The following is an 18623-nucleotide window of genomic DNA, read 5'->3' as shown; positions in this document are numbered from 1 at the left end:
ACGTATTCATTAGCAGATAATTTGTTTATCAAATGTTATTTAGAGTATATGGAAATGAAAAAATATTTATTACCCCTGATTGGGTTACTTTTTACAGTTAGCGCTCAGGCAGCATCATTTACCGACGGTAAAGAGTATATCACCCTGGAAAAACCCGTCGCTTCCGCCCCAGCTGCGCTGAAGTTTTTCTCATTTTACTGTCCTTCCTGTTATCAGTACGATGAAGTTTTTGAAATCACGGATAACGTGAAAAAAGTACTGCCTGCTGATGTCAAACTCACCGAATACCACGTCGACTTTTTAGGTCCGCTGGGGCAAGACATGACGCACGCCTGGTCCGTCGCCATGCTGTTAAACGTACAAGATAAAGTTAAACCGTTGCTTTTTGATGCCGTTCAGAAAAAACAAACCGTTAAAACAGCGGATGATATTCGTAACGTATTTATCAGCGCGGGCGTCAGCGCCAGTGATTATGATGCCGCCTGGAACAGTTTTGCCGTGAAATCCCTGACCGCAAAACAACAAGAAATGGCTAAAGCGGTAGATTTAACCGGTGTGCCCGCCATTTTTATCAACGGTAAATATATGATCAATCCAAAAGGACTGAAATCTGACGACCTAAACTCTTTTGTGAAGAGCTACGCGGATACGGTTCGCTATCTGATCACCAAATCCTGACGTTTCGCTAATCTCACTTTTCGCACCACACAACAGTCAAAAGCGCTGTTGGTGGTGCGCAATCACATCATTTAGACCAATATCCTTTCTTCCCGGTTGGCATTCGCCGTTATCAGGATTACCCTAAACTTAGCGGTGTTACCTGTTGTCGGGGTACACCTTCTTCAAGTGTTGATTTACACGAGAGAACGCTATGGAATTAAAGGATTATTACGCCATTATGGGCGTGAAACCGACAGACGATCTCAAGACAATCAAGACCGCCTATCGTCGACTCGCCCGTAAATACCATCCTGATGTCAGCAAAGAGACTGACGCTGAGGCCCGGTTTAAAGAGGTTGCTGAAGCCTGGGAAGTCCTGAGTGATGAACAGCGACGTGCCGAGTACGACCAACTGTGGCAGCATCGCAACGACCCTCAGTTCAGCCGTCAATTCCAGCAAGGAGAGGGGCAAAGCTACAGCGCCGAAGATTTCGACGATATCTTCTCCTCCATTTTTGGTCAGCGTGCGCACCAGTCGCGCCAGCGCCCTGCCAGCCGCGGGCACGACATCGAAATAGAAGTTGCCGTCTTCCTCGAAGAAACGCTTACTGAGCATAGCCGCACTATCAGTTACAACCTGCCGGTCTACAACGCATTCGGCATGGTAGAACGTGAAATTCCCAAAACACTGAACGTGAAAATTCCGGCTGGCGTCGGTAACGGTCAGCGTATCCGCCTGAAAGGTCAGGGCACGCCCGGCGAAAACGGTGGGCCGAACGGTGATTTGTGGCTGGTGATTCATATTGCGCCGCATCCGCTGTTCGATATCGTTAATCAGGATCTGGAAGTTGTCGTTCCTCTGGCACCGTGGGAAGCTGCGCTAGGTGCGAAAGTAACCGTTCCGACGCTGAAAGAGAGCATCCTGCTGACCATACCTGCAGGCAGCCAGGCCGGTCAGCGGCTACGCATTAAAGGCAAGGGTCTGGTAAGTAAAAAACATACCGGAGATTTGTATGCGGTGATCAAGATCGTCATGCCACCGAAACCTGACGACACCAGTGCCGCCCTGTGGCAACAACTGGCAGATGCACAAAAGACCTTTGATCCGCGCAAAGAGTGGGGGAAAGCATAATGGCTAACGTTACCGTCACTTTTACCATTACCGAATTTTGTCTGTACACCGGTGTGTCAGAAGAAGAACTGCATGAGGTTGTCGGCTTAGGGGTGATAGAACCCCATGAAGACGAGACGTTTGACGATCATGCGCTGACCGTAATGCGTCGCGCGATGCGCCTGCGTCAGGAGCTGGAACTTGACTGGCCAGGGATTGCCGTTGCATTGACGTTGCTGGAAGAGAACGCTCAGTTACGTCAGGAAAATCGCCTGCTGCGCCAGCGATTGTCTCGTTTTATCAGCCATCCTTAGTGTGTCAGGGCCAGCATGGTGCTGGCCCTTTTATTGTCCGCCCCGCGCTCTTAATGACATTAAGCAGTAGATAGCATACAGTCAGAGATAAGAATTATCTCAAACAATAAGACGTTGAGCCATGCAGCTTAAGCCCCTCACAAAAGGTCGTTTTCACAATATCTGGCAGCAAGATGATGCCTTAATTGAGAAGATATTCCAGGAACTGCTCTCTGAAACGCAGATGATCCACGAAGATGAGTATCTCTATCGCCAGGGACAGGTAGTCGATCGACTTATCATGGTGCAATCAGGCAGAATTTCCCTGCGTTACAGTGCGGAAAATGGTCGCCGTTTTCAGTTGGGCGCAATGGAATGTGATGAGCAACTATTTGGTGAAATGGAGTTTTTTACCGGGTATCGCTGCCAGCTTGATATCGTGGCCGAAGAGCCGTTGACCGTGGCGGTGTGCAGCTGTGATCGTCTGGAAGAAGCGCTAAACCAGCACCCGAGACTGGCGATATTTTTTGCCAGTGCGATGGCGATTGATTATCAGGATATGCTGGAAATCTTCCTGCACCGGATGCTCTACCCTATCGTTCATAACGTGGCGTATGATCTGTATCGCCAACATCAGAACAAACAGCCGATGGATGGTTTCCATAAAAAATACCAGGAAGCAGAACGGTTCGGCACCACCGATCGGGTCTATCGGCGGGCGGTTAAAGCCCTGACGGATGCCGGACTGGTAACCCGCACGAAGCAAGGACTGGAAATTAAGGATCTGGATGGGCTGCGTAAATTCCTCGGCAATGACATCATTGACTGACACACCATCTCCGTAGAGAAGGTTGGTGTGTCAGTTCAGCGCAATCAGAATTTATAGGTAAGGTTGAAGTAGTGACCGAGTCCGGTGGTGCGCCCTGCTCCGCCGTGATTTTCCATCAATGCCATATTGCGGAAATACTTCAGGCCATAACCCACCGCATAATGCTCTGAATGCCAGTAGATACCGTTATACCATTCAATCGCGTTATTGCTGTATAACGGTTGATTAGCAATCTTGTTAGCGGCGAACTGATAGTCAAAGTAACCCTGATAGTTCAGGTAGCTGCCGTTGGCAAAGGTATAGAACGGCGTCGACCAGTTGGTCGAGAACATGTAGCCATCCCACTTGCCTTCGTTATCCGCACCGTAGTTTTCACGCACATAATGCGCATAGATGTTCATTCCCACCAGACCAAACCACGGAACCTTAACATCTGTGCCCAGACCGACATAATGTTCAAATAATTCCCGGTCGCCAATGTTATTTACCGTTGCGATATAGAATTCGTTAAATGGCCCAACGGATAAATCTTTATTTAAAATAGCATCCAGGGAAAAACGTGGGGATATCTTGGCGAAAAAGTTATCGCCACCATGGCGGTCATCCTGCTTGCGGTCAAAAATATCAAAGAAATCGACATAACCATACAGATCGATAACTCCGGAACGCGCCCCAAACTCCAGTTCCAGATAAGTGTCATTACGAATACCATAAGGCACTTTCGCATCCACACTTTGCATTAAGTTCATCTGCATCCAGTTAAAATCATTTTTACGGACGTTGCCATCGGTATAATCAGCAGCAAGCGCTTGCGTACAGCTCATTGCAACGATTGCGCCCAGAACTGTTTTTTTAATCATTGATTTATTCTTCATCATTTTCAATTCCTTTGAGCAAGGTTGAGTGTCGCCCCACCAAATAAATGGTGTGGCGACTGACTATCTAATTAGAGAGGTAAGTGTTATTACTGTGCTTTGTTACGTTTAAGTTTTAATGTACCCATCAACATGATAAAGATTATTAAATATAATACTGGTATTGCGTACATAATTTTCTGCAAGCCCATTGTTTTTTCCATTAGCGCACTGATCGCTGGACTAAACATAGCCCCGGCGCTACCGCTAATTAAAATATATGAAACATTCTGACTACTTGCGCGCTTCACAAATGAAACTCCGTAGGCAATAAAGGAGTTATACAGCGCCGCACAGACGAATCCGTAACTATAAGCCAGATAATCAAGCCCCGAGATGTTTTCTTTCGTTACAATAATGGTCGTAATAACGCAAGCGAGCAAAATAATACTCAACAGGAAATAATGTATCCTCACTCGAGAAACAATGACAGTTGATACTAGCGCCCCAACCAACGCCGCTCCCCAGTATTGCGTAATAATATTACCGGCTTCTTCAAAAGGAATGCCAAATTTGTTCTTCACAAATAATGGTGCCCAGGTCAGGAAGGTATACAGCGCCAGCATACCTAAGAACAGACCAATACCTCCGCTAATAATCCCTGGGTTCCACTCAGACTTCACCGCGTCTGTCCGATCCTCCGCAGACGCAGTTTCACAGGCAGTAAAACGAGTGAGCGCCACCACACCTAACGTAAGTAAGGCCACCATGCCAACACTTAGATAGCTGTAACTCCATGACATATTGTGCGTCAGGGCGTAGGTGGTGATCAGCGGGAAAACCACGCCTGCGACGTTAAAGGTGGCGTCTTGTACCACCAACATTGTACTTTGAATGCGATCCTGCCATACCGAAACGACAATCGTTCCTGCCACACACAGGCCAATCCCACCGCAAAAGCCCACCAAAGTCATGGCAACCATCACTGGCCATAAGCCGGGGCTTAAGTGCATTGCCAGCGAACAAAGGAACACTATCGAATAGATAATAAACGTCATTCGCTTGACGCCAATTTTTTCTATCAGGAAAAAGGCGGCGATGGTCCCCGCTAATGCCCCACCGTTAAGCAGCGAAAATATCGAGGCAACGGTATTCACATCAGCACTGTAACGTACCGCAATCGGTTCAATCAGCATTCCAAACTGACTGGCAAACCCCGCCATAATAAAATTTGCCAGAAAACTAATCAGTGTAAGTGCTATTTTATTCTTCATATAATGACATCCCTGATTGGTTCAATTAAAAGCCAATGCTAAGCCGTAACAGCTGTATTTAGCGCCAGCTCAATCATATTTTTAAAAGTTAATTGTCGTTCCTCTGCCGTGGTTTCTTCGCCTGTCAGGCAATGATCGGACACCGTTAAAATAGCCAGTGCTTCAATATTAAATTGGTGTGCTAAGGCGTATAAGCCGGCCACCTCCATATCCACACCCAGTACACCAAACTTTTCCAGTGCAGGAATGAGGTTTTCGTCAGGATCGTAATAAAGATCGCCACTGAAAACATTACCGACCTTAATGTCGATTCCGGCCTTCTGTGCCAGCATCCACGCCTGTTGTAGTAATGGGAAGTGAGCGGACGTCGCCATCGTGTAGCCCGCGCTACGTTTTAAATTTGTGACAGAGTCAGTACCGGCAGCGAGAGCCAGAATAATGTCGCGCATTTTGACATGCGGTTGTGTTGCCCCCAGACTACCGACGCGAATAATTCTCTTCACATTAAAATCATGTACCAGCTCATGGGCGTATAGCGTCATAGACGGAATACCCATACCGTGTCCCATCACCGAAACAGGTTGACCAAAATAAAGACCGGTATAGCCCAGCATATTACGCACGTTGGTAACTTCACGGTAATCCATGAGATAATTGTCGGCAATAAATTTTGCGCGCAGCGGATCGCCCGGCATAATCACAGTTGGCGCAAAATCACCCGCTTTAGCATTAATATGTGCAGTCATAACAATTCCTGAATTATGGGTATTGGAGATATGCAGGGATTGTAACCAGACGTTTGCAGAGGATTGAGGACAAAAGTCCTGCTCAAAGGATCGGCCTCTCATTTCTGAGAGTTAGAGTTGCAGGCTTAGGATGCAGAGGAAAACTATGCCTCGGCAACAGTTAGGAAAAGCAAGACCCAGAACAATAAAAGAACAGATTAGCCCCCAAATCGCTGGTGACTACCGCGTTGGCGCGAGTAGCCATAGCAGCGTCAATATTGTTTTGAAAGTGGTCTTATTGTTATTATCGTATTCCACTCTAAGCTTGGATGCCTGCCATGACCCGATTAAGGTTTAGTGAGATGACTCACGCCGATATACCTGCTGTTCAGTCGTTCCTTATTAAGCATCTTAATTTGTTCTTCAATGCCGGGAGAGTCATGCCTGCTGCTGAAGAAGATATCTTCGATCTCAAGCAGCAGTATATTTTGCAAGAAAGAAATCTATTACTTTGCGCATGGAGTGAAAAACAAGAGCTCATCGCTACACTTGCGGTATGTCAATATGATGATCGTATCACTGAGCTACGTGGGCACTATAATTTGCCTGAAACGGCAGAAATTTGTCGTTGCTACGTGGATGCGCGCTACCGCAGACAGGGAATCGGAAGCCGGTTGTTTGCTTTAGCTCAAATGTTCTGCCAGCAGCAAAAATATAAAACCTTATATCTTCATACTCATCATTTCTTGCCTGGAGGGTATCATTTTTGGTTGCGTAAAGATTTTAGCGTCGTTATGGATATGCAGGATGAATGGCAATTGGTACATATGCAGAGATCACATTATTAAATTAACCCAACGCTAATTAACTGCGTTATTGATAACGATCAATATGATTAAATTGAAAAAATAAAACCGCGTTTATAGCTTGATCAATATCAATCAATTCTCATTTAGCTTTTTATTGTTATTTTCATGTATACATCCGAGATAAAGGATTTAAGCATAACCAACTGTAAAACATAACAATTTTACCAGAGGTATGAGGTTTTCCCTGTTTATTCATACGGTTGACCTCGTTAACAATTGCCGTTAGAGTCGCTTTTGACAGCATTTCATTACATTTTTGTATATGAATAGGAATATGGTGAGAATTATTCAATTCAATTCCATAACTGCCCCCGCAACTGTAGGCGGATGCAGAATATCCTTGTGTGGTTAATAAGCCACAGGTCACTGTAAAGCTCGTCTTTATGGGAAGGCCGATATTCTGATTACCGTGAGTCAGGAGACCTGCTGTCAACGATGTATACCATTAAGTGGACGGGATGGTCCATGGGATGAATTATTTGACGCAAGCAGTAGTGTATTTATGAATAAGATTTTGGCTAAGTAAGGCTTATTTGCATTTGTTGCATATCTTCATTCTTAAAATTCACGATTCAATGTCATCTATCTTCATGTCTCCTCCCGATATATGGAATGAAATGAGCCATGACCAGACTTTAAGATTCTGGCATCAACGGGACGATGATAATGCACGCTAATTCTACATTTTTCTCTTCTAAAAAAACGCTTCTGGCTATTGTTGGAACCACTGTACTGTTGACTTCCGGTTTTTCTAACGCGGCAAAAACCGAATATCCTCTGACGATTAAAAACTGTGGCCGCGATATTACCTTTAATCAGGCACCAACGCGTGTGGCAACGGTGGGTCAGAACAGTACCGAGATTCTCTATTCATTGGAACTGGCCGATCGTGTCGTGGGTACTTCGTTGTGGTTTGGCCCAGTACTGGATGCTTACAAAGCAGCAAATGAAAAAGTTGCCGTTATTGCGCAAAATATTCCCAGCTTTGAAGGAATTGTGGCTAAAAAACCAGATCTGGTTGCCAGCCAATTTGAGTGGCAAATCGGCCCTGCTGGCACAGTTGCCTCATACGAACAGTTTAGTGAACTGAAGGTGCCCGTTTACACTGCACCAGCTGACTGTGCTAAGGATAACGAAGATGGGGGTGATGGTGTTCGTAAGGGCATGTTTGATATTGCTATGGTGTATCAGGAAGTCGCCGATCTGGCAAAAATTTTTGATGTTCAGGATAAAGGCGAAGCGCTGATTGCCAGCCTTAAAGCGCGTGAATCAGCAGCAAAAAATAAAATTACCGGCATGGATAAGAATGTTTCTGCCGTGTTCTGGTTCTCAAGCGCCGATTTACAGCTCGATCCTTACGTTGCCGGGAAGTTTGGCCCAGCAGCATGGATAGCCCAAACGCTGGGTGTGAAAAATGTCATTGATTCTGCTGAAGAGTGGCCAACGGTGGGCTGGGAAACCATCGCTAAAGCAAATCCTTCCGTCATTGTGCTCGGTGAGATGAGCCGCCGACGCTTCCCGGCAGATGACTGGAAGATCAAGATGGAATACCTCCAGTCCGATCCTGTCACCAAACTGATTCCTGCCGTCAAAGAAAACCATCTGCCGGCCATTGACGTACAGACAATGAATGCCGGGATCAGAACTATTGATGGGGTGGAAAAACTGGCTGACGCTCTGGTTGAATATGGCTTAGCGCATCCGCAGGCTGCTCATTAATCTACATTTTGCGCTATATCACGGCACGGTATAGCGCATCTCCGTTACTCAGGAACGCAGATAATCATGAGTGATTCTCGCAGGATGCGTCGCGCTGTTGGTCAGCTTGCGGTGAGAGTCGGTGGTCATGCCGTTTGGGTCAGTGCGCTGATGTGTTGCGTACTGCTGGCGGGGATTTCCATCGGCGAAACGTTTATCCCCTGGCGGCACGTACTCAGCACGTTGGCAAATCATCTTTTCGATACCCACTATCCTGTCGATGCACTGGATGCCGGGATCGTCTGGAACTACCGCCTGACCCGAGCACTGGTCTCAGCCAGCTGCGGCGCCTGTCTGGCTGTTTCCGGCGTAGTGTTGCAGTCGTTGCTACGCAATGCGCTCGCCGAACCTTATCTACTGGGGATTTCTGCCGGAGCATCTACCGGTGCGGTGCTGATTGCGCTCACGGGACTGGGGGCTGGCATCATCAGTATGTCTTTAGGGGCGTTCATTGGTGCGCTGACGGCATTTCTGTTCGTTGCGCTATTGGCGATGGCCGCTGGCGGTAAACAAGGCGGCGGGATTACAACCCAAATCATTCTTGCCGGGATCGCCAGTTCGCAACTGTTCAATGCGATTACGTCGCTTATCATCACCCGCTCAGCAAACGCCGAGCAAGCACGCGGAATTATGTTCTGGTTGTTAGGCAATTTGAGCGGTGTACGCTGGCCCGATGTTGTCTTAGCTATTCCTACCGCTCTGGTCGGTATTGCGCTGTGCTTCTGTTATGTCCGCCACCTTGATGCGTTCTCCTTTGGCGCTGAATCCGCGGCATCGTTGGGCATTCCAGTCAAACGTACTCGCGCAGTACTAATTGCTGCTGTCACCGGTATGACAGCGATTATGGTCTCCATTGTTGGTGCGATCGGCTTTGTCGGTCTGGTGATCCCTCATGCCGCTCGTTTGCTGGTCGGCAACCAGCATCATCGACTGCTGCCGGTTAGTGCGCTTACCGGCGCCATTTTCCTCATTGTCGCCGATGTTATTTCCCGCACGTTACTACCCGGCCAGGTACTGCCCATTGGGGTAATCACGGCTTTGGTCGGCGCGCCTGCGTTTTCAATCATTCTGATAAGAGGAAACCAGAACAAATGACGGTAAACCTCGTACAGCCACTTGTTACCTCTGCGCAAGCCGTTATTGAAGCCTGCAATCTGCGTTGGAAGGTAAAGGGTAAGACGATTGTTGATGATATTTCTCTCCGCGTAACTCCCGGCGAGTTTGTCGGTATCATCGGTCCCAACGGCTCGGGCAAAACGTCACTGATTTCACTGCTGGCCGGTTTGCTGAAGCCGACTTCCGGGCACATCACTCTGCGGCAAAAAGGGCTCCAGCACTATTCGCGGCGTCATCTTGCGCAACATGTGGCGCTGGTCGAACAACAGGCTGAAACCAGCGAGCGGCTTACCGCTTTACAAGCCGTTTCTCTGGGACGGACCCCCTGGCTTAGCCTGCTCACCCCCTGGTCTGCCAAAGATGACGATATCGTACAAACGATGCTGGAGAAGGTCGATCTCAGTGAATTACAGCACCGCTGCTGGCATACCTTTTCCGGGGGAGAAAAACAGCGCCTGCATATTGCACGGGCGCTGGCGCAGCAGCCGCAATTGTTGCTGATGGACGAACCCACCAACCATCTCGACATTCAACATCAGATTGGCCTGCTGAGTCTGGTTAAACGTGAAAAGCTCACGGTGATTGCTGCTCTGCACGACCTTAATCATGCCGCAATGTTCTGCGATCGCATAATCGTAATGACCTCCGGACAAATGGCGATGCAGGGTAAACCTTGCACCGTTTTTACCCGCGAAAATCTCCATGCCTGGTTTGGTATCGACGCCGTTGTCGAACATGAAGCGGGTAGTGAAAACTGTTTTATTCGTTATCAAAGACCTGATGAATTTTAAGGAAGAATCGATGAAATACCTCAAACAGAGTCTGAAAGTTTTGTGTTTACTCGCCCTCGCCTCTTCAGCCTTCGCGCAAACTCACGAAGTGTTGATGAAGAATCGTGGGTCTGCGGGGCCGATGGTCTACGAGCCGGATTATCTGGAGATCCAACCCGGTGATACGGTGAAGTTTATCCGTAAGCATAAGAGCCACAACGCGGCTTCAATTGCTGAATTGTCTCCAGCTGACTATCCCGGTTTCATGGGAAAAATAGATGAAGAGATCGAGGTGACTTATGACAATCCCGGATTTTACGGCATCAAATGTTCACCGCATTACGCTCAGGGCATGGTGATGATGATTAAGGTTGGCGATACCACGTTACCGAACAGCTATCGGGCATTCAAAGCGCCAGGTATTGCTGATAAGCGCTTTCAGGAAATTTACGCGCGTATCGACAAACAATAATCCGCATTACTCTGGGAGAAATACAAGGTGGCAGATAAAAAACTTGCAGATGGCGAAATCCTGGAACAGCGTCGGGAATGCCTGTGTAAACTGACGAAATTCGTCGGCGCGGCGGGCGTCGCGGCTGCCGTGTGGCCGCTGGTTTCGGCCTTAAGCCCGGATGAGAAAACGCTAGGGGAAAATGAACCGATTGATGTTTCTCTTGCGGGTGTTGCTGCTGGACAAACCATCAGGCGCATATGGCAGGGAAAGCTGATTCTTATTCACCACCGCACGCAGGAAGAGATTGTCGCCGCCAGAAATACCAACTGGCATACGCTTATTGACCCACAGTCTGACAGCGAGAGGGTCTCTGCGGTTCATCCCCAATGGCTGGTGGTTCAAGGGTACTGTCCACATGCCGGATGTGTCCCCAACGCCCAGCCGGGAGGGCTGGGCTGGATTTGTCCGTGCCACGGCTCGGAATTTGATACCTCCGGGCGCGTGACGCGCGGCCCCGCAACGGCCAACCTGGCAATCCCGGATTACGCCTTTCATTCTGATGGTCAGATCGTGCGTATCGGCACTAAGGAAGCCTGACATGATGAGTGAGCGCGTCTATTCGCTTCGCTGGCGAATTCCTTTTCCTCGTTCGATTGCCGGACTCTGGCTGTTCGCTATCGGCGCAATCCTGCTGGTTATGCTCGGCGTGCAGATCCTGACAGGTATCGTACTGGCGATGTTTTACGTGCCGACAGCCGGGCTGGCATTTGACTCCATTATTCATATTATGCGTGCGGTTCGCCACGGAGAACTGATACGCAATATGCATGCTATTGGCGCATCGCTCTTTTTCTTTGCCTGTTATCTGCATATTTTTCGCGGTATGTACTACAACGTGTACCGCAAGCCCTGGACAACAATGTGGTTGATTAGCGTCACGCTGTATATCCTCCTGATGATAACCGCATTTCTTGGTTATAGTCTTATCTGGGGGCAAAAAAGCTACTGGGCGGCAACGGTCATTACTCGCTTTGCCCAGGCCATTCCGCTAGTGGGTGATACGTTATACGCATATTTAGTCGGTAGCCATACGCCGGGAACACCGATGCTTGGCCGCTTTTTTGTTATCCACTTTATTCTTCCTTTTATGATTGTCGTGGCAACGGTTTTTCATATACGAACCGTACAGTCAGCGTTTGCCCAAGCGATGAAAAAGAAGTTCAGCGAGAAAGAGTCCAGGAGCCTGTTGTTCGATTACAAAATTACCGATCTCGATGCCATAAAAATCACCCTTTTTTTGATGCTCTTCGCCTGGTTTTTATTCTTTGCTCCGCACTATCTGAGCAGCGCCGATAACTTTATTCCTGCAGACCCAACGATTACACCGGCAATTGTTGCGCCAGAATGGTATTTCCTTCCCTTCTTCTCCATCTTGCGCTGCTTCCCGAATGAATTCGTAGGACTAGCCGCGATGTGCGGTTCGATACTGATTTTCTATTTTCTTCCCTGGCTTGATACCTCCCGGGCTCGTTTTCGCCATTACAGCAAGCTGGTCAAATGCGGATTCTGGCTGTGGGTCATCAATGCCTGCTTTTTAGGCTGGTTAGGATCGAAAGCGCTGGTTGGCCCCGACCTTCTTGACGGTTTTCGTAACGAAGAAGGTTGGATACGTGCCGCGTCCCAGCTTTCGACGCTGATTTGGTTTGCCTGGTTTTTAATCGTATTACCTTGCCGTCGTTTTCTGGAAAAACAGGACTGATAATGAAACGACTATTGAAATTCAGTGTTCTGTGTTTTTCTCTATTGGGACTGGGCTCCACCTATGCGCAAGAAGCCACGCCTGAACGACAGGAATGGAGTTTCAGCGGCATCAATGGCCAGTATGATAAAGAGCAGCTTCGGCGTGGTCTGCAGGTTTATGAAGAGAAGTGTCGCGCTTGTCACGGCATGAAGCACCTTACCTTTCGAACCTTGACCAGATCCGGCGGCCCGGAACTCACAGAAGAAGAAGCAAGAAGTATCGCTAACGGCTATCAGTTTCCTGAGATTCAGGATGACGGCCAGATGGGTGAGCGGGACGGGACGCTAAATGATAGCTTTATATCGCCATATTTAAACGAGCGGGAAGCTCGATACCTTAATAATGGCGCAGAACCTGTTGACCTGAGCTATATCGTCCGCGCCCGCTCATACGATCGTGGATTTCCGCAATTCCTGTTAGATGCTTTTCTGCCCTACACGGACCAGGGAGCTGATTACGTCTACGCGTTACTCACCGGCTATCTGCCTGACGATCCCGAACTGAAGGCTAACCGCTATTTTCCGGGCGGCGTGATTAACATGCCGAAACCGCTGAATAGCGGAGAGATCCAATGGAGTCCGGCGTCACAGAAAGCTGAAACTGAGGAGCAATACGCCAGGGATGTTACCGCCTTTCTGGCATGGGCAGCCGATCCGGCGCTCTCTGAACGAAAACAGCAAGGGAATTACGTTATGGGCTATCTGGCTATTATGCTGGGGCTGCTATGGATATTACGACGAATGAAGAGACGTTCGCTCATGTAGCTTTTGCGAGGCGGGGTGATTACTCAGTTCACCAGCATTCAACCGGTCAGCAGCACTGTTGCTCTTGCGCGACTAAGACGAGTAAAGGAAGACAAAATATAAACCGAGCAAAACGAAAAAACCCCAAGCTATTTGATAGCTTGGGGTTTATGTTTGGCGGAAGCGTAGAGATTCGAACTCTAGAACCCTTTCGGGTCGCCGGTTTTCAAGACCGGTGCCTTCAACCGCTCGGCCACGCTTCCAATGAGGCGCACTATAAACATCCCGAACGGACCTGTAAAGCACCAATGTGTTCGTTTGCCTGAAAAACAGCCAAAATGTTGTTAATCGACTGAAATAACAACAGATTGACCATTTAATCAGCACAAATACCGGCTACAACGCTTAATGTTTTTTGATGTACATATCTTTGGTGAAGTAATTTCCCCGGTTATCCGGCGCAAATCCCCCCACCCACGGCTTCACCAGATGCGTGCGGACATAGTGGTAAACCGGAATCGCAGGGACATCATCACCTAAAAGATCTTCAGCCTGCTGATAGTATTTGCCTCGTTCTTCCAGTGAATTTGCTTTCGCCGCATTACGCATCGCTTCATCAAAGGCGGGGTTGCTGTACTTGGTAGTATTCTCGCTATCACCGGTACGGAAAATATTGAGGAAACTTGAAGCATCATCATAATCGGCTATCCACGCATAGCGCACGACGTCAAAATTACCGGTGTGCATAGTGTCAAGCATGGTTTTCCATTCCTGGTTTTGCAGCTTCGCCTCGACACCAAGGTTTTTCTTCCACATCGACGATGCGGCAATCGCAATACGCTGGTGCGTTTCGAAGGTGTTGTAGAGCAAATTCAAGCTAAGCGGATGCTCAGGACCAAAACCGGCTTCAGCAAGCAGTTTTTTGGCTTCAGCAATACGTTTTTCGAGCGGCCATGACGCATACTCCGGTGCATGCAGTTTCACCCCACCTATTTCCAGCTGGCTGATAACCCACGCTGCTCGCTGCCCCTGCCCCATCACCTTTTGCGCAATGATGTCTTTATCCAGCGCCATATTCAGCGCCCGGCGCACGCGCGGATCATTAAACGGCGCGCGGGTTGTATTGAACTGATAGTAATACGTTGAAAGCTGGGGAGAGACATGCAGTTCATCGCCCATCGTTTTTTTCAGTTGGGCGAACTGATTGACCGGTACGCTATAAACAATGTCGATTTCACCGGCCTTATAGCGGTTTACGTCAGCCGACTCTGAGCTGATGGGCAAATAAGTAACTTTATTAATAACCGTATGCCGATCGTCCCAGTAATGTGGGTTACGCTCGGCAACGATGCGCTCATTGACCACCCATTGCGATAGTTTGTACGGCCCACTGCTGACAAAATGTTCTGGTCGGGTCCACTTGTCGCCAAAACGCCCAATCAGAACTTTATCCAGCGGCACCAGCGATGGATGCGCCAGCATCGCCAGAAACGCCGCCGTCGGTTGCGTCAGGGTAATTTGCAGCGTGGTATCATCCAGGGCTTTTACCCCTAGTGTAGCGGGATCTTTATTCCCTTGGGCAATATCAACCGCGTTCGCAACATGCATATTGCCCAGATACGAAGCATAAGGTGAAGCCGTTTGCGGCGAGACCAGACGCTGCCAGCTCCAGACAACATCCGGTGCGGTAATCGCAGAGCCATCAGACCAGGTAATGCCCGGACGTAAATGAAAGGTCCAGATAGTATTGTCTTTATTCTCCCAGGATGCCGCAAGGCGGGGCTCGATAGACCCATCCTGATTAACAGCAACCAGACCGTCGAACATATCGCTGATTAAATTAAACTCAACGTTGCTTTCTACTTTATGCGGATCCAGCGATGCCGGCTCACTGCCGTTATTTCTCACCAGTTCCTGCTTTTCAGCCAATGCTGTTCCTGCGGGAACATGAGCTGCCCATGCCGCGCCGTTTATTGATATCATACAGGCGGCCAACAGCGTAAACGTAAATACCTTCGATTTGTGTTGAGTCATTCCCTGCACCTTATTGTTCTGTTTTATGTAGACACCGCTGTCACTGTCAGAGAGATTCAGGAATAACGCAATATTTTTCAGTAACCTATAAGATGTCGATCTGACATTTTCAAACAATAAGTGGTAACATCTAATTTAGGCACTTTTGCTGAAATAAAATGCTTAAGTCTGGCGGGTTAAAATGCGTAAAGATGGGTAAAACCGCTGTGTCATTACCCGTGATTTCATTATCCTCCGTCATTAATTACATCTGTCATAAGAGAGTGACTCATGGATCGTATTATTAGTTCTTCGCGCGACCGTACATCGCTACTCAGCACGCATAAAGTGCTGCGCAATACCTATTTTTTGCTCAGCCTGACGCTGGCGTTTTCTGCCATCACCGCAACGGCAAGCACCGTGCTGATGCTGCCATCCCCGGGTCTAATCCTGACGCTGGTGGGTATGTATGGTCTGATGTTCCTGACATATAAAACTGCGGATAAGCCGGTCGGAATTCTGTCTGCTTTCGCATTCACCGGCTTCCTGGGCTACATTCTGGGACCGATTCTGAACACCTACCTGTCTGCGGGCATGGGTGATGTTATCGGTATGGCGCTGGGCGGCACTGCTCTGGTCTTCTTCAGCTGTTCTGCCTATGTGCTGACCACCCGTAAAGACATGTCCTTCCTCGGCGGTATGCTGATGGCAGGTATCGTGGTGGTGCTGATTGGTATGGTTGCGAATATCTTCCTGCAACTGCCAGCTCTGCATCTGGCCATCAGCGCGGTGTTTATTCTGATTTCTTCAGGCGCTATCCTGTTTGAAACCAGCAATATCATCCGTGGCGGTGAAACCAACTACATCCGTGCAACGGTCAGCCTGTATGTTTCGCTGTACAACATCTTCGTCAGCCTGCTGAGCATTCTGGGCTTCGCCAGCCGCGACTAAGTTGTCAACTCGCACTATCCAGCCCCGCTTATGCGGGGCTTTCTTTTTTGGTAAACTGCCGCCAGTTTGACTAACGTAGTGACGAATTATGTTGATCTTTGAAGGTAAAGAAATCAGTACCGATAGCGAAGGCTATCTGAAAGATACCACGCTGTGGAGCGAGCCGCTGGCGGAGAAAATCGCCGAAAACGAAGGCATTACGCTCTCCGCAGAACATTGGGAAGTGGTGCGTTTTGTCCGCGATTTTTATCTGGAATTTAATACCTCCCCCGCTATCCGCATGCTGGTAAAAGCGATGGCCAACAAGTTTGGCGAAGAGAAAGGCAACAGCCGTTATCTCTACCGCCTGTTCCCGAAAGGTCCGGCCAAGCAGGCGACTAAAATTGCCGGCCTGCCGAAACCGGTGAAATGTATTTAATAACGGATACTAAATCCCTTTAGCTCGTCGCCAGGACGATGGGGTTCGCTGAGAACTCTGTCTACCCTGGCGCTTCGCGGCCCCCCGGCTTTCAACCACTTCATCAGTTGTTCCACCCGGTCACTTTCACCGCAGGCGACAACCTCTACGCTGCCGTCATCCATATTCTTCGCGTATCCGGTCAATCCCAGCCGTTGTGCTTCATGCTGGGTGGTGTAGCGAAATCCTACTCCCTGAACCCGGCCATAGACCCAGGCGATTATGCAGACTTTCGACATTGCGGTTCTCCTTATCATCACAGCGCGCGTTGCAAATATGCGTAAAACTCAGGACAATGGCGCCCATTTCTTTGAATTGACAGAATAGTAAATTATGAGTGTACGTTTAGTGTTAGCCAAAGGGCGCGAAAAATCATTACTGCGCCGCCATCCGTGGGTATTTTCCGGTGCTGTCGCACGTATGGAAGGTAAAGCCAACCTCGGTGAAACCATCGATATTGTTGACCATCAGGGTAAATGGCTGGCACGCGGTGCCTTCTCGCCCGCGTCGCAGATCCGTGCACGCGTCTGGACATTTGACAAGTCTGAGTCCATCGATATTGATTTCTTCACCCGTCGTCTGCAGCAGGCGCAGACATGGCGTGACTGGCTGGCGAAAAAAGACGGTCTGGACAGCTACCGTCTGATCGCCGGAGAATCCGATGGTCTGCCGGGTGTCACCATTGACCGCTTCGGCAACTTCCTGGTGTTGCAGTTGCTCAGTGCGGGGGCTGAATACCAACGCGCCGCGCTGATTAGCGCTCTGCAAATTGTTTTCCCGGACTGCGCCATTTATGACCGTAGCGACGTAGCGGTGCGAAAAAAAGAAGGTATGGAGCTGACTCAAGGGCCAGTAACGGGCGAGCTTCCGCCAGCACTGCTGCCAATTGAAGAGCACGGCATGAAGCTGCTGGTTGATATTCAGCATGGTCACAAAACCGGCTACTACCTCGATCAACGCGATAGCCGCCTGGCCACGCGTCGTTATGTGGAAAATCAGCGTGTGCTGAACTGTTTCTCTTATACCGGTGGATTTGCGGTTTCAGCATTAATGGGTGGATGCCGTCAGGTCGTCAGCGTTGACACCTCTCAGGAAGCGCTCGATATTGCCCGCCAGAACGTGGAACTGAACAAGCTGGATCTGAGCAAAGCTGAGTTCGTGCGTGATGATGTGTTCAAACTTCTGCGAGCTTATCGCGATCGTGGTGAGAAATTCGACGTCATCGTGATGGATCCGCCGAAATTTGTCGAAAACAAAAGCCAGTTGATGGGCGCCTGCCGCGGCTATAAGGACATCAATATGCTGGCTATTCAGTTGCTCAATCCGGGCGGCGTACTGCTGACTTTCTCCTGCTCTGGGCTTATGACCACCGATTTATTTCAGAAAATCATCGCTGATGCCGCAATAGATGCTGGTCGTGATGTACAATTTATAGAGCAGTTCCGTCAGGCCGCCGATCACCCGGTGATCGCTACCTACCCGGAAGGGCTGTATCTGAAAGGGTTTGCCTGTCGCATCATGTAACTTGAAAAGTGGAATATTACCCTTACATAGAGGGTATCTATTTCCCGGGAGGTGACTATGATTGCCAGCAAATTCGGTATCGGCCAGCAGGTCCGCCATTCCCTGTTAGGTTACCTCGGAGTGGTCGTGGATATCGACCCGGAATATTCGCTTGATCAACCGTCAGCCGATGAGTTGGCGGTTAACGACGAACTTCGCGCCGCTCCCTGGTATCACGTGGTGATGGAAGACGATAATGGTCTGCCAGTACATACGTATCTGGCCGAAGCACAACTGAGTAGTGAGCTACAGGAAGAACATCCGGAGCAACCGTCGATGGATGAACTGGCGCGAACAATTCGAAAACAGCTTCAGGCCCCGCGCCTGCGCAATTGATGCAAACACAGACCCGATTAGCTAATCGGGTCTGTGCGTTTTGTTC

Annotated in this window: 21 protein-coding genes, 1 tRNA gene and 1 riboswitch; of the genes, 16 read left to right on the top strand and 6 right to left on the bottom strand. The window is 49.0% G+C overall.

Translation table 11 applies throughout. The annotated features are described in order from the left end of the window. Positions 1 to 54 precede the first annotated feature (54 nt). The 4 genes from dsbA to WC1_RS15840 all read left to right on the top strand — a co-directional run bounded on the left by dsbA (position 55) and on the right by WC1_RS15840 (position 2893). Positions 55 to 678, top strand: a complete 624-nt coding sequence (dsbA, locus tag WC1_RS15825; protein WP_003035960.1) for a thiol:disulfide interchange protein DsbA — start codon at positions 55 to 57, stop codon at positions 676 to 678. 193 nt (positions 679 to 871) lie between these two features. After that, on the top strand, positions 872 to 1792 hold the full coding sequence (gene cbpA, locus WC1_RS15830) for a curved DNA-binding protein (protein ID WP_003035957.1): 921 nt from the start codon (positions 872 to 874) through the stop codon (positions 1790 to 1792). Next, on the top strand, positions 1792 to 2085 hold the full coding sequence (cbpM, locus tag WC1_RS15835) for a chaperone modulator CbpM (protein WP_003836827.1): 294 nt from the start codon (positions 1792 to 1794) through the stop codon (positions 2083 to 2085). The genes cbpA and cbpM overlap by 1 nt, the downstream gene beginning before the upstream one ends. Positions 2086 to 2206: 121 nt before the next feature. Continuing rightward, on the top strand, positions 2207 to 2893 hold the full coding sequence (locus WC1_RS15840; RefSeq protein WP_003846869.1) for a Crp/Fnr family transcriptional regulator: 687 nt from the start codon (positions 2207 to 2209) through the stop codon (positions 2891 to 2893). Positions 2894 to 2937: 44 nt separating this feature from the next. Here the strand turns inward: WC1_RS15840 and WC1_RS15845 are convergent, their stop codons facing one another. From WC1_RS15845 to deoD, 3 genes are all read right to left on the bottom strand, one after another. Further along, positions 2938 to 3771, bottom strand: a complete 834-nt coding sequence (locus WC1_RS15845) for a nucleoside-specific channel-forming Tsx family protein (RefSeq protein ID WP_003846871.1) — start codon at positions 3769 to 3771, stop codon at positions 2938 to 2940. Positions 3772 to 3857: 86 nt separating this feature from the next. Beyond that, entirely contained in the window at positions 3858 to 5021 is a 1164-nt protein-coding gene (gene tsgA, locus WC1_RS15850) for an MFS transporter TsgA (protein WP_016149894.1), read from the bottom strand. Positions 5022 to 5059: 38 nt separating this feature from the next. Beyond that, positions 5060 to 5767, bottom strand: coding sequence for a purine-nucleoside phosphorylase (deoD, locus tag WC1_RS15855; protein ID WP_016149893.1), 708 nt, complete (start codon positions 5765 to 5767; stop codon positions 5060 to 5062). A gap of 317 nt (positions 5768 to 6084) precedes the next feature. Between deoD and WC1_RS15860 the strand changes: the two genes are divergently transcribed. From WC1_RS15860 to WC1_RS15895, 8 genes are all read left to right on the top strand, one after another. Continuing rightward, complete coding sequence (locus WC1_RS15860; RefSeq protein WP_016149892.1) at positions 6085 to 6594, top strand: GNAT family N-acetyltransferase; 510 nt, start codon at positions 6085 to 6087, stop codon at positions 6592 to 6594. A 242-nt stretch (positions 6595 to 6836) separates the two neighbouring features. Continuing rightward, a riboswitch (cobalamin riboswitch) is annotated at positions 6837 to 7061 on the top strand. 220 nt (positions 7062 to 7281) lie between these two features. Beyond that, positions 7282 to 8334 (top strand): ABC transporter substrate-binding protein, encoded by a 1053-nt coding sequence (locus tag WC1_RS15865; RefSeq protein ID WP_016149891.1) that lies wholly within the window; start codon positions 7282 to 7284, stop codon positions 8332 to 8334. 66 nt (positions 8335 to 8400) lie between these two features. Next, positions 8401 to 9468, top strand: a complete 1068-nt coding sequence (locus WC1_RS15870; RefSeq protein ID WP_016149890.1) for a FecCD family ABC transporter permease — start codon at positions 8401 to 8403, stop codon at positions 9466 to 9468. Then, on the top strand, positions 9465 to 10280 hold the full coding sequence (locus tag WC1_RS15875; RefSeq protein WP_016149889.1) for an ABC transporter ATP-binding protein: 816 nt from the start codon (positions 9465 to 9467) through the stop codon (positions 10278 to 10280). Before WC1_RS15870 ends, WC1_RS15875 begins: the two co-directional genes overlap by 4 nt. 10 nt (positions 10281 to 10290) lie before the next feature. Continuing rightward, the gene (locus tag WC1_RS15880; RefSeq protein ID WP_016149888.1) at positions 10291 to 10731 is read left to right on the top strand and encodes a pseudoazurin; all 441 of its coding nucleotides are present in this window, start codon (positions 10291 to 10293) and stop codon (positions 10729 to 10731) included. 27 nt (positions 10732 to 10758) lie between these two features. Beyond that, complete coding sequence (gene petA, locus WC1_RS15885) at positions 10759 to 11310, top strand: ubiquinol-cytochrome c reductase iron-sulfur subunit (RefSeq protein WP_016149887.1); 552 nt, start codon at positions 10759 to 10761, stop codon at positions 11308 to 11310. A gap of 1 nt (position 11311) precedes the next feature. Then, positions 11312 to 12472, top strand: coding sequence for a cytochrome b (locus tag WC1_RS15890; protein WP_016149886.1), 1161 nt, complete (start codon positions 11312 to 11314; stop codon positions 12470 to 12472). Positions 12473 to 12474: 2 nt separating this feature from the next. Further along, the gene (locus WC1_RS15895) at positions 12475 to 13278 is read left to right on the top strand and encodes a cytochrome c1 (protein ID WP_016149885.1); all 804 of its coding nucleotides are present in this window, start codon (positions 12475 to 12477) and stop codon (positions 13276 to 13278) included. A 154-nt stretch (positions 13279 to 13432) separates the two neighbouring features. Here the strand turns inward: WC1_RS15895 and WC1_RS15900 are convergent. Both WC1_RS15900 and WC1_RS15905 read right to left on the bottom strand, forming a co-directional pair. Next, positions 13433 to 13520 (bottom strand) — tRNA-Ser (locus WC1_RS15900). A gap of 142 nt (positions 13521 to 13662) precedes the next feature. Further along, the gene (locus tag WC1_RS15905; protein WP_016149884.1) at positions 13663 to 15291 is read right to left on the bottom strand and encodes an ABC transporter substrate-binding protein; all 1629 of its coding nucleotides are present in this window, start codon (positions 15289 to 15291) and stop codon (positions 13663 to 13665) included. Between the two features lie 270 nt (positions 15292 to 15561). Between WC1_RS15905 and yccA the strand changes: the two genes are divergently transcribed. Together yccA and tusE are read left to right on the top strand one after the other, a co-directional pair. Beyond that, positions 15562 to 16221 (top strand): FtsH protease modulator YccA, encoded by a 660-nt coding sequence (gene yccA / locus WC1_RS15910; RefSeq protein WP_003035917.1) that lies wholly within the window; start codon positions 15562 to 15564, stop codon positions 16219 to 16221. Between the two features lie 88 nt (positions 16222 to 16309). Then, the gene (gene tusE / locus WC1_RS15915; RefSeq protein ID WP_003035914.1) at positions 16310 to 16639 is read left to right on the top strand and encodes a sulfurtransferase TusE; all 330 of its coding nucleotides are present in this window, start codon (positions 16310 to 16312) and stop codon (positions 16637 to 16639) included. Here the strand turns inward: tusE and yccX are convergent. Further along, positions 16636 to 16917 (bottom strand): acylphosphatase, encoded by a 282-nt coding sequence (gene yccX / locus WC1_RS15920; RefSeq protein ID WP_003035911.1) that lies wholly within the window; start codon positions 16915 to 16917, stop codon positions 16636 to 16638. The two genes, tusE and yccX, sit on opposite strands and share 4 nt — an antisense overlap. Positions 16918 to 17011: 94 nt before the next feature. Here yccX and rlmI point away from each other — a divergent pair, with 94 nt between their 5' ends. Both rlmI and hspQ read left to right on the top strand, forming a co-directional pair. Beyond that, a complete protein-coding gene (rlmI, locus tag WC1_RS15925) occupies positions 17012 to 18202 on the top strand; it encodes a 23S rRNA (cytosine(1962)-C(5))-methyltransferase RlmI (protein WP_032947932.1) in 1191 nt (396 codons plus the stop codon). A 57-nt stretch (positions 18203 to 18259) separates the two neighbouring features. Beyond that, entirely contained in the window at positions 18260 to 18577 is a 318-nt protein-coding gene (hspQ, locus tag WC1_RS15930) for a heat shock protein HspQ (protein ID WP_003035905.1), read from the top strand. Positions 18578 to 18623: the final 46 nt, after the last annotated feature.

It is taken from the genome of Citrobacter sp. KTE30, from assembly GCF_000398825.1.
Classification (GTDB): domain Bacteria; phylum Pseudomonadota; class Gammaproteobacteria; order Enterobacterales; family Enterobacteriaceae; genus Citrobacter; species Citrobacter freundii.
This window is presented reverse-complemented; position numbering and strand designations above follow the sequence as displayed.